Annotated in this window: 15 protein-coding genes; 11 read left to right on the top strand and 4 right to left on the bottom strand. The window is 34.0% G+C overall.

What is annotated here, in order from left to right:
• The first annotated feature begins 84 nt into the window (after positions 1–84).
• The 3 genes from ACLBXA_RS20635 (at position 85) to ACLBXA_RS20625 (ending at position 2,040) form a co-directional block, all read left to right on the top strand.
• A complete protein-coding gene (locus tag ACLBXA_RS20635) occupies positions 85–1,245 on the top strand; it encodes a transglutaminase domain-containing protein (RefSeq protein ID WP_000520849.1) in 1,161 nt (386 codons plus the stop codon).
• A 107-nt stretch (positions 1,246–1,352) separates the two neighbouring features.
• Positions 1,353–1,550 (top strand): DUF4083 domain-containing protein, encoded by a 198-nt coding sequence (locus tag ACLBXA_RS20630; RefSeq protein WP_014894789.1) that lies wholly within the window; start codon positions 1,353–1,355, stop codon positions 1,548–1,550.
• Positions 1,551–1,578: 28 nt separating this feature from the next.
• Positions 1,579–2,040 (top strand): NUDIX hydrolase, encoded by a 462-nt coding sequence (locus tag ACLBXA_RS20625; protein ID WP_000024996.1) that lies wholly within the window; start codon positions 1,579–1,581, stop codon positions 2,038–2,040.
• A gap of 42 nt (positions 2,041–2,082) precedes the next feature.
• Here the strand turns inward: ACLBXA_RS20625 and nadE are convergent, their stop codons facing one another.
• Positions 2,083–2,901, bottom strand: coding sequence for an ammonia-dependent NAD(+) synthetase (gene nadE / locus ACLBXA_RS20620; protein ID WP_000174897.1), 819 nt, complete (start codon positions 2,899–2,901; stop codon positions 2,083–2,085).
• Between the two features lie 275 nt (positions 2,902–3,176).
• On the opposite strand from nadE, the gene ACLBXA_RS20615 reads away from it, so the two are divergent.
• From ACLBXA_RS20615 to ACLBXA_RS20605, 3 genes are all read left to right on the top strand, one after another.
• A complete protein-coding gene (locus ACLBXA_RS20615; protein ID WP_017763049.1) occupies positions 3,177–5,057 on the top strand; it encodes an ABC transporter permease in 1,881 nt (626 codons plus the stop codon).
• Between the two features lie 115 nt (positions 5,058–5,172).
• Positions 5,173–5,460: an AbrB/MazE/SpoVT family DNA-binding domain-containing protein gene (locus ACLBXA_RS20610; RefSeq protein ID WP_000648324.1), complete on the top strand. Its 288-nt coding sequence runs from the start codon at positions 5,173–5,175 to the stop codon at positions 5,458–5,460.
• Positions 5,461–5,735: 275 nt separating this feature from the next.
• Positions 5,736–6,683, top strand: a complete 948-nt coding sequence (locus ACLBXA_RS20605) for a serine protease (RefSeq protein WP_000099758.1) — start codon at positions 5,736–5,738, stop codon at positions 6,681–6,683.
• 39 nt (positions 6,684–6,722) lie between these two features.
• Here ACLBXA_RS20605 and ACLBXA_RS20600 read toward each other — a convergent pair whose 3' ends face one another.
• Positions 6,723–7,031 carry an ArsR/SmtB family transcription factor gene (locus ACLBXA_RS20600; RefSeq protein WP_001259903.1) on the bottom strand — a complete coding sequence of 103 codons (309 nt, stop codon included), beginning with the start codon at positions 7,029–7,031 and terminating at the stop codon, positions 6,723–6,725.
• Between the two features lie 106 nt (positions 7,032–7,137).
• On the opposite strand from ACLBXA_RS20600, the gene ACLBXA_RS20595 reads away from it, so the two are divergent.
• Together ACLBXA_RS20595 and ACLBXA_RS20590 are read left to right on the top strand one after the other, a co-directional pair.
• Positions 7,138–8,073 carry an aldo/keto reductase gene (locus ACLBXA_RS20595; RefSeq protein WP_000877950.1) on the top strand — a complete coding sequence of 312 codons (936 nt, stop codon included), beginning with the start codon at positions 7,138–7,140 and terminating at the stop codon, positions 8,071–8,073.
• A gap of 47 nt (positions 8,074–8,120) precedes the next feature.
• Entirely contained in the window at positions 8,121–9,296 is a 1,176-nt protein-coding gene (locus ACLBXA_RS20590; protein WP_447617429.1) for an MFS transporter, read from the top strand.
• A 319-nt stretch (positions 9,297–9,615) separates the two neighbouring features.
• Here the strand turns inward: ACLBXA_RS20590 and ACLBXA_RS20585 are convergent, their stop codons facing one another.
• Complete coding sequence (locus ACLBXA_RS20585; protein ID WP_000162602.1) at positions 9,616–9,840, bottom strand: hypothetical protein; 225 nt, start codon at positions 9,838–9,840, stop codon at positions 9,616–9,618.
• A gap of 84 nt (positions 9,841–9,924) precedes the next feature.
• Positions 9,925–10,272 carry a DUF4257 domain-containing protein gene (locus tag ACLBXA_RS20580; protein ID WP_000426317.1) on the bottom strand — a complete coding sequence of 116 codons (348 nt, stop codon included), beginning with the start codon at positions 10,270–10,272 and terminating at the stop codon, positions 9,925–9,927.
• A gap of 196 nt (positions 10,273–10,468) precedes the next feature.
• On the opposite strand from ACLBXA_RS20580, the gene ACLBXA_RS20575 reads away from it, so the two are divergent.
• The 3 genes from ACLBXA_RS20575 to ACLBXA_RS20565 all read left to right on the top strand — a co-directional run bounded on the left by ACLBXA_RS20575 (position 10,469) and on the right by ACLBXA_RS20565 (position 14,411).
• Complete coding sequence (locus tag ACLBXA_RS20575) at positions 10,469–10,945, top strand: mycothiol transferase (RefSeq protein WP_001018103.1); 477 nt, start codon at positions 10,469–10,471, stop codon at positions 10,943–10,945.
• A 233-nt stretch (positions 10,946–11,178) separates the two neighbouring features.
• On the top strand, positions 11,179–12,228 hold the full coding sequence (rsgA, locus tag ACLBXA_RS20570; RefSeq protein ID WP_001073085.1) for a ribosome small subunit-dependent GTPase A: 1,050 nt from the start codon (positions 11,179–11,181) through the stop codon (positions 12,226–12,228).
• A gap of 200 nt (positions 12,229–12,428) precedes the next feature.
• Entirely contained in the window at positions 12,429–14,411 is a 1,983-nt protein-coding gene (locus tag ACLBXA_RS20565; RefSeq protein WP_000517283.1) for a HAMP domain-containing methyl-accepting chemotaxis protein, read from the top strand.
• Positions 14,412–14,580 lie beyond the last annotated feature (169 nt).

Below are 14,580 nucleotides of genomic sequence, written 5' to 3'. Positions count from 1 at the left end.
ATATGACCTATACGAAAAAGTATTGTATACTCTGAAACTATACGATACTTTTTCGTATAGTTATAGAATATAAGGAGTGACAAGATGGGAAAGACAAGTAAGTATGTGACAGCTGCCGCACTTTGTTCAACTATAGTAATGGGAGGCTTACAAGCGTCATCTGTATCTTATGCAGCTACAAATCCGACTACAGTGACAGCACAATCAGATGTAAAGTTATTAGATGATTTCAGAAAAGAATTAAAAAAACAGATTGATAATCGAGAAGAAAATATTACAATCACATATAAAACAAAAGATAGAAATGCTAGAAATATTATGGATCAATTGTATGGTGAGTTTAATAAAATTGTAGATGCTGATGAGTATGTAAAATATAATGTAGCGTCTACTAGATATTCTATTAAAGGAATGCCAGGGGACTATACGTTTACACTGCAAGTAAAATACCGTGAATCAAAAGAACAAACTCAATATGTAAAAGCTCAGGCGAAAGCAATTGTTGGATCAATTGTAAAACCAGGGATGGATGAGCATGAGAAAGTAAAAGCTATTCACGATTACGTTGTTAAGCATGTGTCTTATGATACGTCTTATCAAGCGTATACGGCATATGAAGCATTAGCGAATCGTTCTGCCGTTTGCCAAGGATATACACTATTAACGTATGAGTTGTTAAAAGAGGCAGGTATTCAAAATCATATTGTAACAGGCACAGGAAACGGACAAGCTCACGCGTGGAATTTAGTAAACATTGAAAACAAATGGTATCACCTAGATACTACATTTGATGATCCAGTACCAGATAAAGCAGGGCGTGTAACTTACTCATATTTTAATATGTCTGACGAACAGTTAAGTAAAGATCACGACTGGGATCGTAGTAAATATCCAGCAGCAACTACAAGTTATTTTGGTGAATTAACAAATAAAATAAAAGCTGGTAGCTCAAAAACTGTCGTATATGAGCAAATGTTAAAAGAAACAAATTTACAATACTTATCTGCGGAATACGGAGCAGAAAATTATAATGAATTTAAGAAAAAGTTACAGCAACAGTTTGCAGCCAAACCAGAAAAAGTAGAAGTACGATATAAGCAGTCCATGGATGGAGCGATGCAAGATATAAAGAAAGTATTAAATGAAATAAATTGGCCAAAAGGTGCAAAGCGTGTGTCTTATCAAGTAGCACCATATAGTGCAATGGCCGGTTATTCATTAGCGACAATTACATTTACGTATTAAGTAATGAGAAAGAGCATCTGTAAAAGATGCTCTTTTTATATTTGTTGTTTAATTTTAAAAATTGTTAATTATGTGATAAAATAAAAAGGAGAAGATGTGAATGCTGAATGAACTTGTTCGAAAGTAATATATTTACATTGATATATACTTGTTTAGTAATCAGACTTATCGTTTTGTTTTTCATATCATTTACTTTGTTTATTAGAAGAGTATTACAAAGCAGCGCTGCAAAGAAACACTATGTAATTAATATGAACCAGAAGCTAGATCGAATTATTGAGTTGCTTGAAAAAGATAAGAAATAGTGATAGAAGTATGAAAAGGGGAAAGAGAATGGCCAACTATATAAAAGAATTACGTGAAAAAGTAGGGCATGATTATGTTTTCTTAAATTTTGCCGGTGGTTGTGTATTTAATAAAGAGGGAGAAGTATTATTGCAAAAAAGAGGAGACTTTAACGCTTGGGGATTTCCAGGTGGCGCAATGGAGATAGGAGAATCGGCTGCGGAAACTGCGATTCGAGAAATAAAAGAAGAAACCGGGTATGATGTAGAAATAAATGAGCTTATTGGAGTGTATACAAAATATTTTCAATCATATCCAAATGGAGATAAGGCACAGTCAATTGTGATGTGTTTTTCATGCTCAATAGTTGGAGGCGACAAAAAAGTAGATGGTGATGAAACGTTAGATTTGAAGTTTTTCCCGTTAGACGACATGCCACCGTTATTTTGTAAACAACATGAAGATTGCTTGCAAGATTTATTGGAGAAAAGAGTAGGGGTATATCGCTAACATAAAAAAAGAAGCTAAAAGATTAGCTTCTTTTTTTATGTTCTATTTCCACCAATCATCAAACATTGACGCTGGTACTTGTCTTTTATGCTCACTTACTGTGTAACGTTTTTCAATTTTCTCTGCAACGTCAGCTGGAACTGCTTTACCTTCTAAATAATCATCTAATTGATCATAAGTAATACCTAACTCTGTTTCATCAGCTTGACCCGGTTTTTCATCTAATAAATCAGCTGTTGGCATTTTTAAGTACAGTCGCTCGTCTGCACCTAACTCTTGTAATAATGCACGTCCCTGGCGCTTCGTTAATCCCGTTAATGGTAATAAATCTGCACCACCATCTCCGAATTTTGTAAAGAACCCTGTTACAGCTTCTGCAGCGTGATCTGTTCCGATAACAAGTAGCCCTTTTTGTCCACCAATTGCATATTGTGTAACCATACGGATACGAGCTTTCACGTTACCTTTATTGAAATCAGTTAATGATTCACCTAATAAGTTCTCGTATTGATTTGAAAAAGCATCAACGGTTGAAGCGATATCAAATGCAGTTGATTGATCAGCTTGAATAAATTGTAACGCTAATTGTGCGTCATCTTCATCCTTTTGTACTTTATAAGGAAGACGTACAGCGATAAACGTTGCGTTACCACCTTCGTTACGAATTTCTTCAACTGCAAGTTGTGCTAAGCGTCCTGCTAATGTAGAGTCTTGGCCGCCGCTAATCCCAAGTACAAATCCTTTTGCACCTGTTTTTTTTACATAATCTTTTAAGAAATCAACTCGTTTACGAATTTCAACTTTTGGATCAATTACAGGCTGAACATGTAATGCTTTCATAATCTGTTCTTGTAATGTCATTATATTTTCCTCCTATTCATATTAAAGCGGTAAAAAAAATTATGTATTATATTGGTACATACTTCTATCCTTTATTATTTCGCAAAACTAACGAATATACAATAGGATGTGTGTATGAATATGAATGTAGTCATTATAAATAAAGTACTACGCATAATCAATTTTTTTAAACCTTTCAAAAATGTAAGGTTTTTGTCATTTGAATCGATGGAAGGTATTTCCGTACTTTACTAATATAAAAACATAGTTAGTAGAAAGAAGGGCGGAGAAGTAATATGAACATTAGAGAACTCGCATATCGGAATGTAACGCGAAATAGACGGACATACTCAGCCTATTTTTTAAGTAGTGCATTTGCAATTATGGCCTTTTTTGTGTATTCATTTTTTGCGTTTCATCCGGCATTAAGTGCAGGAGAATTGGGGCAGTACGTATTCGTAAGTATGTCTTTTGCACAGTCTATTATTTACTTATTTACATTCTTCTTTATTTTATATTCGATGGGAATGTTTTTAAAAACGAGAAAGCGTGAGCTAGGAATTTTAATGATGCTAGGTATGACGAAATATCAATTAAAGCGTCTTATCTTTTTTGAAAATATTATGATTGGAATAGGGGCAATTATTTTTGGTATTCTTTCAGGTATGTTATTTTCAGGGGTATTAATATTTGCCGCCCCGATGATATTAAAACTAGATATCTCCTTATCCTATTACATACCGATGAAAGCAATTGTTGTAACGAGTATTATGTTTTTCATATTATTTATGATCATATCATTGTTTAGTGCAGGAATGATTCGTAAAAATAAAATTATGAAGTTGTTTAGAGGATCAGCAGAGGCAAAACCGGAACCGAAAGCATCAATCATTTCTTCAATATTAGCAGTAGTGTTGCTTAGTGCTGGCTATATAGGAGCTCTTCTATCGCATGGCGCAATGGTATTTATTATGATGATTCCTGTTACAACGGTAGTTACTATTGGGACGTATTTGTTGTACAAGCAGCTGAGTGTCTTTATTATTCGATTATGTAAAAAAAGTAAACGTTTCTATTGGACACAGACTAATATTATTACGTTATCAGATTTAGCGTATCGCATGAGAGATAACGCAAGAATGTTCTTTATTGTAACCATTATTTCTACTGTAGCATTTTCAGCAATAGGGACATTAGTTGGCTTCGCATCCATGACGAAAGAGATAATGGAGAGACCAATTGCGTTTCATTACCATTCTAAGCAAGGGAATAGTAACGAATCACAACATATACAAATGATTGACAAAGGATTAAAGAAACATAATATAGCAGCTTCAAAAACTAATATTTCGACAAAGAAAACGGAGGAACAGTCGTTAAGAAGCGCCACTTTTATAAAAGAATCAGACTATAAGGAATATGCAAAGTTAACAGGAGAACCATTTAATACTGTAGCAAATAAAGAGGTTGTATTTTTGTCAGCTAATATACCAGGGCCGGCGATGAAAGAAAGAAAAGAAATTACTTTACCCAATATGAATGAACATTTAAAGGTGAAAAAAGTTACTTCATCTTCATTGGGGAAAATATTAAGAGGAAATGTTTATGTAATCTCTAATAATCAATATGATTCATTACAAGATGGATTTATAGAGACAAAAGATTATATGTATAAAACTGAAAGAATGAAAGATGAGATTGAAATTGGTAAAGAGCTTACGCATCAAATTAAACCGCATCAAGAACATTCAACGTTTAGTGCGGAAGAGTACGAACAAAACCAAAGTTTACAAATTGCAGGACCGATTTTATTTGTAGGTTTCTTTATTGGTATAGTATTTTTCGTTTGCGCAGGAAGTTTCCTTTACTTCCGTTTATTCTCCGATTTGGAGGATGATGTTCGCTTGTTCGAAATGATTCGAAAAGTTGGATTGACGAGTGGGGAATTATCGAAGGTAGTTACAATTCGATTGGCGCTTTTATTCTTCGTTCCAATTGGTGTTGCAACATTACATGGGGCAGTAGCCTTAACGGCGTTAGGGCAAATGTTTGAGTACTCATTGTTTAAAGAAAATACAGTTGTATTAAGTATTTTCATAGGTATTCAAGTTGTATACTTCTTACTTATAAGATCCCGTTATGTAAAACAATTGAAAGAGAGATTACGTATGCATTAAATGTGTTTTTTTAACTCGAGTACAAAATTTTCTAAAAAGAGGCAAGTATTGTCAAAAAGTGATAAAATGGAAAAAGCGAGGTGGAAAAATTAATAGAGAGTAAGGGGGGAGAACTATGAAAGCAACAGGAGTTATTCGAAAAGTAGACGAATTAGGACGAATTGTTATCCCTAAAGAATTACGCGATGTATTGGGAATACAAATCAAATCACCGCTTGAAATTTTTGTAGAAGCAGATAAAATCATTTTGCAAAAATATCAACCTTACAATGCTTGCCAAATCACAGGTGATGTTTCAGAACAGAACATATCATTAGCAAATGGAAATATTACTGTTGGGATAGAGGGAGCGGAATATTTAGTAAAAGAAATAGAAAAGTTTTTAAACAAGAGTGAGGTTTAGTCTTAATTTATATTATTTTTCAAATTACATATCATTTTTTTAAAAGACTGTAAGAGGACCATTAATTGGTCCTCTTATTTTGGTTATTAGTTGAACGACACGGGCTGTTACTTCCTACAAATCATAGGGGAAATAAAAAAGTAGTATAGAGTTAGTTAATGATGTTGAGAAATATTTGAAAAGAAGGAAAACAAAAAGAATAAAACGAATGTTACATTTACAAGTATTCAAAAGTGGTCTGAAATGAAAATAATACATTTTCAGGAGGGATTACGATGAGTAGTACAGTGAATAAGCAAAAAGGTATACAATTGATTCCGTTTACCGTAAATAAGGTGGTAGAGCAAGTAAATGAAATTCCACCAGGTGTACAACTGATTCACGCTCCACAAGTATGGGAAAAGAGTGTGAAGGGGCAAGATGTAGTCGTTGCCGTATTAGATACAGGGTGTGATACCAATCATATAGATTTAAAGGATCGTATTATCGGCGGAAGAAATTTCACAAAAGATTATGAAGCTGATCCAAATGTGTATCTTGATAATAACGGACATGGTACTCATGTAGCGGGCACGATTGCCGCGACTGAAAATGGTGTCGGTGTATTAGGAGTTGCACCACTTGCTAAAATGTTAGTATTAAAAGTTTTAGCGGGAGATGGTTCTGGAAGTTATGAGCAAATTATTGAGGCAATTCATTATGCTGTAAATTGGAGAGGGCCGAATCAAGAGAAAGTGAGAATTATTTCAATGTCACTTGGTGGTCCGCAAGATGTTCCAGAATTACATGAAGCAATTCAAAATGCGGTAAATCAGGATGTTCTCGTTGTATGTGCTGCTGGAAATAATGGAGATTGCGATGATGAAACAGAGGAATTAGATTTCCCAGGTGCTTATTCTGAGGTAATTGAAGTTGGTGCTGTTAATTTAGAGCGGAAGATTACATGTTTTAGTAATTCAAATCAAGAAATTGATCTAGTAGCGCCAGGTGATGAAATATTATCTACGTATCCAGATGGGAAATATGCTGTGTTAAGTGGAACTTCCATGGCGACGCCGCATGTTGCTGGAGCGCTCGCCTTGCTCATTAAACAGTGTGAGAAAGAATATGGTCGAAAGTTATCGGAGCCGGAAATATATGCACAACTCATTAAAAGAACTGTACCTTTAGGGTACGAACGTACATCTGAAGGAAATGGATTAATAGATTTATTAAAAGAATAGCCATATTAAAAAACATCTCATATTCATATGAGATGTTTTTTAATATGGCTCTGTCGCATGTAATACAACTTGTAACAAACCTGGGAATCTAGCATTTAAATCTTCTTCACGAATTGAAATGAAACGTTGTGTTCCTTCAAGGCGCGTGTACATAACACCTGACTCACGTAAAACTTTGAAATGGTGAGATAAAGTTGATTTCGCAATAGGAATGTTTAAAGCGCCACAAGATTGTTCGTTTTTCTCTAGTAACATATTTACAATTTGTAAACGAATTTGATCGCTAAGTGCATATAAGACAGAAGAAAATTGAATTTCTTCTCGATTTGGATGATAAAGTGTACGCATATTTCACCTGCTTGTATAAGTTGAGATATTTGCACTATAACATATAAAGTGGTATATTTCTATTGTTCGAATATATTCGAACAATAGAAATATAGGGGGAGAAAAAATGAAGTATACAAAATTGCAAAAGGCAGGATTAAATATTTCAAAGTTGGGTTTAGGTACAAATGCAGTAGGGGGACATAATTTATATGCTGATGTGAATGAAGAAGAAGGAAAGCAATTAGTAGAAGAAGCTATTCAGCAAGGGATTACATTTTTTGATACAGCAGATTCATATGGTGTCGGTAGATCTGAGGAAATGGTAGGAGAAGTATTAAAGGGAAAACGCCATAAGCTTATACTTGCTACAAAAGGTGGAATTCAACCGTTATTAAATGGAGAAACTTATATTAACAATGAACCAAGTTATTTAAGAAATGCTGTGGAGAATAGCTTAAGAAGGTTACAGACTGATTATATTGATTTATATTATTTGCATTTTACAAATTCTGAAACAAGTTACATAGATTCAATCGGAGAGCTTACTCGTTTAAAAGAAGAAGGGAAAATTCGTTCAATTGGAATATCGAACGTAAACATAGAACAATTAAAAGAAGCGAACCAACATGGTCATATAGATGTTGTACAATCTCCGTACAATATGTTAGAACGTACGGCTGAGGAAGAACTGTTGCCGTATTGTATAGAAGCGGGTATTTCATTTATTCCATATGGGCCTCTTGCTTTTGGAATATTAGGCGGAAAATATACAGAAGATTTTAAATTGAACGAAGTCGATTGGCGCCAAAATGTAAATCTATTTGAAGAAAATACATATAAGAGTAATTTTAAGAAAGTGGAAAAGTTAAAAGGGCTAGCTAAAGAAAATGATATTGAAGTGTCTCATTTAGCGTTAGCATGGTTATTAAATAAAGAAGGAATTGATACAGTTATACCTGGTGGAAAGCGGGCAGAGCAAATAAGAGAAAGTGTGAAAGCGGTAGACGTTGCATTGAATAAAAGAGTCATGAAAGAAATCCAATCTATTTTAGAAGATTAGTGAAGCAGAGGGATAGTACCCTCTGTTTATATAAGGAGAAGGTCTAAATGAATAGAGTACTAGCTGTATTTTTCACGATAATGTTTATGATCGGTACAGATACTTTCTTAATTTCACCACTGTTGCCGACATTACAACAGGTGTATCATGTTTCAACCGAGTTGTCAGGATGGATGGTGAGTTCGTATGCTTTAGGGTATGCTGGATTTGCGCTTATTGCTGGTCCTATATCAGATGGATTAAACAGAAAAAAAGTGATGGTACTAGGTATGAGTTTTTTTGCAATAAGTACGTTTTTGTGTGGAATTGCACCGAGTTTTTTATGGATGCTAACATTTAGATTTTTAGCAGGTGTAAGTGCAGCTTTTGTATCTCCACAAGTGTGGGCATCCATTCCGCTCCTTATAGAGAAAAAGCAAATTGTGAAAGCAATTGGGGTTGCAACAGCAGGGTTATCAATCTCTCAAATTTTAGGGCTGCCAATGGGAGCTTATTTAGCAACGATACATTATACGATGCCATTCTACTTCATTGGTATATTATCAGCACTACTTGTCATTCTTATTTATGTTGTATTACCAGAAATACAACCGGTTTATATAAGTGGAAATAAAAAATCTATCTTAAAGCGTTATAAACAATTACTTACAGATTCAAAGGTTTCACTTTCCTATTTGGCCTACTTTATTTTTCAAACCGGAAATTTTGCTGCATTTTCATTCTTTGGTGTATGGCTTTTCGTTCAATTTGGGTTACAGGTTCATGAAGTAGGTACGGCTATGCTTGTACTAGGATTAGGAAATTTAGCTGGTAATATTTTGGGCCCTAGACTCGTAAATAAAATTGGTTACAATTTTTCTTTCTATGGTGGAATTGTATTTACAGCAGTGTTATATGTAATACTCCCTTATTTAAAGAGTATTATATTTGTTGAATTATTTTTCTTTGTTTTATTTTTTGTGACAGGAATTTTGTTTGTATTAATGATGGGACACTTACAAAACATGTCTACTATAGCAAGAGGAACAGGTGCTGCTCTTGCAAATGCCTCGATGTACATTGGCCAAATGATTGGTGCGGCAATAGCAGGAATGTTATTTGCAACATCTCATAATTTTATATTAGTAGGTAGCTTTACTGCGTTATTATATGTTTTAGCTTTATTTCTGTTTAGAAAAAGTGAAAACATTAATAAAGATAATGAAAAAGGAATTGCATCATAAAGTTTTAGTAAATCAAAAAGCACTTTTTGGGTTAAGTCTAAAAGGTACTTTTCTTTTTGATTGCATAGTTGCTGCATTTTCATTATGTATACCTGCATCTTTAATAATTCGTTGTTCAGCTATATTATTGAAAAAGAATTGTAATAAAATTATGGGAAAATAAAAAATCCCTATGGTGATAGGGATTTATATATCGGCATATAGCTCCTCGGAAAAGGATATACCTAGTTTAACATATAGAAGTACTTATATTTGTGAAATAGATGTGAAAGTAATGTGAAAAATATTGTAACAAAAAGCACTGTTTTAGCTAATGTAACTAAAACAGTGCTTTTCTTTTTGATTGAACAGTTGCTGCATTTTCATCATGTATACCTGCATCTTTAATAATTCGTTGTTTTGCTTTATTTAATAGATGGTTCACTGCTTCACCAAAATAGTTAGCTTCGCTTTTTGTGCGGGCTTCTCGTAAACATTTATAGTTTTCTAGCAGTTCCTCTTTTTCGGAGTTTGTTAAGAAATCTTCTATTTTCTTTTTTGTCATACGAAACACCCTTTCTCCTGACAAACGACGCAATAGAAAATATTTATTTCTCATTATAACAATAATTTTAAAAGAAAGTATACACTAACGTCGCAATAATTTGTCAATTTCTTGAATCTTCTCATCAGCTTTCCCAATTTGCGTATTTTTAGCCTGTTCGCCACCAAGAGCTTGATGTAGTAAGAAAGTTTGACCGGAAATAGCAGTTACAATGGATACTTTTATAATTTCTTTTATTGCGGTGACATCGAATAAAACGAGTCCGAGAAGTGCGGCTAGGCTACCGGTAAAAATATCAGTTAAAAATCCAAAATGAAAAAATGTTTTCAAACGGCGTGGAAGCAATAACTTACCTTGGTTATTGATTAGATGGGAAACGAAGCCAGTAATGCCACCAACGAGAACAGCGGTTAGCCATTGATACATTTCCATCGAATCCACTCCTTTTAGTGAATAAGATTCGATTATTTTATATTGATTCCTTTTAATATTTCATATAAGCATATTGAGAAAGTTTGTTTGGGTATATTTTGTATTCAATTTAATTATAACAGAAAATTCCGATAGATTTCAGTCTATTATATGAATCATTTTTACAATAATATGAATGCAGAAAGGGGTGCGTGATATGAATATAGATTATCGAATAAGAAGTGTAGATGGTTATACAAAAAAAATAGGGGAATTAGTAAGCATGCTTGAGCATACGAGAGCTGTAACATTAGGCGAAGTAAGAAATTTATCAGTTGAGCAATTAGATTTAATTATGCAGAGTAGCGGGAATTCAATTGGTGCCTTATTAAAACATATAGCAGCTATTGAAAAAGTTCATCAGCTTATTTCATTTCAAGATCGTGACTTTACAAAAGAAGAATTAGAAATATGGGAAGATGCACTGTATTTAGGGGAAGCGGGTAGAGCAATCCGTGGTCATGAAATACAGTATTATGTACAACTTCTACAAAGTGTTCGAGAAGAATCTCTGAAGTATTTAAGTGAACAAGGTGATGAGTGGCTCATGTCAGAAAGAAAGTGGCCTAACGGTGTAGTATATAACCAGCACTATCTTTGGTTTCATGTGCTAGAAGATGAAATTAGTCACTGAGGACAAATTAGAATGCTCAAAAACAAGTTATTTGAAAATTACGTTAAATGATGTAGCTTTTTATAGGAGAATTCCATATAATGAGAGTAATTAAAATAAGAACGGGGTGATGTGTTATGGCGAAAATAACTTATATGAATAATAAACCAAATACAAAGGTGGATGGAAAGGGCGAAACGATATAAGTGAGCGCACTATCCTTCCACTTAGCTAAAACTAGGGAGGATATCAATTTGAATCAAAATATTTTAGAATCGTATGGCTGGGATTCTTTTTTTGAGGAACAAGCTGTAGAGAAATTTGAAGTAGGTCGTATTTTACTTGAGCATAAGCATATATATCGCATTATTTGTAACGATGGTGAATATATGGCAGAACTGTCTGGGAAGTTTCGGCATGAAGCAGTAACGAAGGGAGATTATCCAGCTGTTGGTGATTGGGTGTATATAAAGAAAATAGAGAATGAAAAGAAAGCTATCATTCATAGTATTTTTCCGAGAAGAAGCTCTTTTTCTAGACAAGAGGCTGGTACTCGAACGGAAGAACAAGTAATAGCAGCGAATGTAGATTATCTATTTTTAGTGAATGCACTTAACCATGATTTTAATGTAAGAAGAATGGAACGTTATTTACTTTTAGCGTATGAAAGCGGTGCAATGCCTGTAATTGTTTTAACAAAGAGTAGTTTATGTGAGGACATGGAACAGAAAATTGTTGAAACGGAAGCTGTGGCAATTGGTGTTCCAATCTTCGTCGTTGATAGTTTAGAGCATACTGGTATTGAATCGTTGCAGCAATTTGTTTCTTCAGGGAAAACAATTGCTTTAGTCGGATCATCCGGTGTTGGGAAATCCACTTTGTTAAATGCACTTATAGGAATTGAAGTAGCAAAAACGGGAGATATTCGTGAGGAAGATAGTAAAGGAAGACATACGACAACTCATCGTGAATTGTTCCGATTACCGAGTGGTAGTTTAGTTATTGATACTCCCGGCATGAGGGAATTGCAACTTTGGGAAGGAAGCGAAGCGATTCAAACAACATTCTCTGATATTGAAAAACTCGCGACAACATGCCGTTTTCGTGATTGTAAGCATGAGAATGAACCAGGATGCGCGGTGCATAGTGCAATTGATAACGGACTTATTACGATAGATCGTTTGAAAAGCTATAAAAAATTACAAAGAGAACTGGCGTATTTTATGAGAAGACAAGATGCAATCCTTGCCAGAGCAGAGCGTGATAAGTGGAAAAAGCTTTCTAAACAACATAAAAAAATGTAAAAACCAAAGGGTGCCCTTTGGTTTTTTCTATTTGTAAATTTTATAATAATATTATTTATATATATAGACAAAGAGAAATTAATTGTTTAAACTTTACAAAGTATTCATCATAATAGGTTATGAAAATAATAATTAGGGATTGGGAAATATTAATAATTAACTCAATTTAACTTTTAAATTTGAAAATTAGGAGGTTCATAATGGGTAAACTATTAAATTTGTTTCGTGATATGAAAGTAGCAAAAAAGCTATTAATTTCATTCTTTGTAATTTTAATTGCGGCTGTGTCTATTATCGGAGGCATGTCTTATCAAACAGCCAAAAAGAATTTTGAATCACAAATTAAGAGTAGTGCCAACGACAATATAAAAATACTGGATAATTTAATCAATCAAATGATTGATGCAAAATTTAATGATGTGAATAATTTTGCACGGGTGATTCAGGGGAATATGTATCAAGGAGATAATCAGGATGAATTAAGAAAAATATTATCTCAATATATAAATTTAAATAAAGATGTTGAACAAGTATATGTTGCCGGAAATGATAAAAAATTTGTGCAAGAACCAAATATACAAATGGCAGCAGATTATGATCCAACAGCACGACCTTGGTATAAAGATGCAGTGGCAAAACAAGGTGGTATTGTTGTTACTGAGCCGTATAAGGCAAAAGGAAATGGACATATTGTCGTAACAATCGCAAAACAAACAGAAGATAAAAATGGGGTTGTTGCGCTAGATTTAAGTTTAGATAATTTATTAAAAACATCAAAGTTAATTAATATTGGTAAAAAAGGATATGCCTTCATTTTAGATGGAAAGCAAAAAATAATTGCTCATCCACAAGAAAAATCAGGAGAAAAAGCGGCTGATTCTTGGGCAAAGAAAATTTATGAAGATAATCACGGTGCTTTTTCATATTCTTATGGTGGTAGTGAAAAGAATATGGTATTTGCTACAAATGTAAAAACAGGTTGGAAAATTGGTGGGACTATGTACTCAAGTGAAGTAATTGAAGCTGCTCAACCTGTATTTTATAATATGTTAATTGTTATGCTTATCTCATTAGTAATAGGTGGAGCACTTATTTATTTTGTAACACTTTCAATTACGAAGCCTTTAAAGAGATTAGTTGTTACCTCTAAAGAAATAAGTGAAGGGGATTTAACGCAAACAATTGAAATTCATTCTAATGATGAAATCGGCCAACTTGCTAAAGGCTTTAATGAGATGACGAATTCGTTACGGACGTTAATCGGAAGAATTAACGATTCAGCTGGGCATGTTGCAGCGGCATCAGAAGAGCTAACTGCAAGTGTAAGGCAAGCAAGTGAAGCGACTGAGCAAATTACAATCGCAATGGATGAAATATCAAGTGGGGCAACGACGCAAACAACAAGCGTAGAAAATGGTGCTATGTTGCTATTTGATGTAACGGAAGGAATTCAGCATGTAGCAAATAGTTCATCATCTATTAATACGGCTTCCGCACATACTCGTGAAAAAGCAGAAGATGGTGGGAAACTAGTAGGAAGAACAGTAAACCAGATGCAGTCTATTGCAGAATCTGTGTCACAATCAGATGCAGTTATACAATTACTAAATAATAAATCAAAACAAATTGGTGATATTTTAGAAGTAATTCAAAATATTGCAGATCAAACAAACCTTCTAGCTCTAAATGCGGCGATTGAAGCTGCAAGAGCCGGTGAGCATGGAAGAGGTTTTGCGATTGTTGCAGATGAAGTACGTAAATTGGCAGAGCAGTCTAGCGTATCTTCTAGTGAAATTAGTAAATTAATATGTGAAATACAAGATGATATGGGTAAGACAGTCAAATCTATGAATCATGTAAATGAGGAAGTTCAATCTGGACTTGTTATCGCAAATGAAACGAAGCAAAACTTTGCTGAAATTTTACAATCTACAAATGAAATAGCTAATCAAATTAAGACGATGGTTGAAACGGCTAATGGAATGTCAAAAGGGGCAAATGAAGTATCTATTTCGGTAGGACAAATTGCAATGACAGCACAAAATAATGCAACAAGCACACAAAATGTTGCGGCTTCAGCTGAAGAACAGCTAGCTTCGATGGAGGAAATTGGATCCGCAGCGGGCACGTTATCTCAAATGGCTGAAGAGTTACAAGGACTAATTGACAGATTTAAAGTTTAACAGAGAACAGGCTGTCCCTAAAATAGAAGTATGTATTGGGAGAGTCTGTTTTATTATGTAAATTTAAATGTGGGATGTAGAGTCCTCTCATGACGTTTAAAATGGTATTTTGCATAATATTTGTCGAAAAATAGAGGTATTTGTTAGCTTTGTGTATAATTGTTAACCT

It is taken from the genome of Bacillus sp. D48C, assembly GCF_053345735.1.
The sequence above is the reverse complement of the archived record's forward strand: the minus strand, read 5'-3'. Positions and strand labels throughout refer to the sequence as shown.

Excerpts from the sequence above, each read along its gene's own strand:
- ACLBXA_RS20635 (WP_000520849.1), top strand. The coding sequence starts at position 85 with ATGGGAAAGACAAGTAAGTATGTGACAGCTGCCGCACTTTGTTCAACT.
- ACLBXA_RS20630 (WP_014894789.1), top strand. The coding sequence starts at position 1,353 with ATGAACTTGTTCGAAAGTAATATATTTACATTGATATATACTTGTTTA.
- ACLBXA_RS20625 (WP_000024996.1), top strand. The coding sequence starts at position 1,579 with ATGGCCAACTATATAAAAGAATTACGTGAAAAAGTAGGGCATGATTAT.
- nadE (WP_000174897.1), bottom strand. The coding sequence starts at position 2,901 with ATGACATTACAAGAACAGATTATGAAAGCATTACATGTTCAGCCTGTA.
- ACLBXA_RS20615 (WP_017763049.1), top strand. The coding sequence starts at position 3,177 with ATGAACATTAGAGAACTCGCATATCGGAATGTAACGCGAAATAGACGG.
- ACLBXA_RS20610 (WP_000648324.1), top strand. The coding sequence starts at position 5,173 with ATGAAAGCAACAGGAGTTATTCGAAAAGTAGACGAATTAGGACGAATT.
- ACLBXA_RS20605 (WP_000099758.1), top strand. The coding sequence starts at position 5,736 with ATGAGTAGTACAGTGAATAAGCAAAAAGGTATACAATTGATTCCGTTT.
- ACLBXA_RS20600 (WP_001259903.1), bottom strand. The coding sequence starts at position 7,031 with ATGCGTACACTTTATCATCCAAATCGAGAAGAAATTCAATTTTCTTCT.
- ACLBXA_RS20595 (WP_000877950.1), top strand. The coding sequence starts at position 7,138 with ATGAAGTATACAAAATTGCAAAAGGCAGGATTAAATATTTCAAAGTTG.
- ACLBXA_RS20590 (WP_447617429.1), top strand. The coding sequence starts at position 8,121 with ATGAATAGAGTACTAGCTGTATTTTTCACGATAATGTTTATGATCGGT.
- ACLBXA_RS20585 (WP_000162602.1), bottom strand. The coding sequence starts at position 9,840 with ATGACAAAAAAGAAAATAGAAGATTTCTTAACAAACTCCGAAAAAGAG.
- ACLBXA_RS20580 (WP_000426317.1), bottom strand. The coding sequence starts at position 10,272 with ATGGAAATGTATCAATGGCTAACCGCTGTTCTCGTTGGTGGCATTACT.
- ACLBXA_RS20575 (WP_001018103.1), top strand. The coding sequence starts at position 10,469 with ATGAATATAGATTATCGAATAAGAAGTGTAGATGGTTATACAAAAAAA.
- ACLBXA_RS20565 (WP_000517283.1), top strand. The coding sequence starts at position 12,429 with ATGGGTAAACTATTAAATTTGTTTCGTGATATGAAAGTAGCAAAAAAG.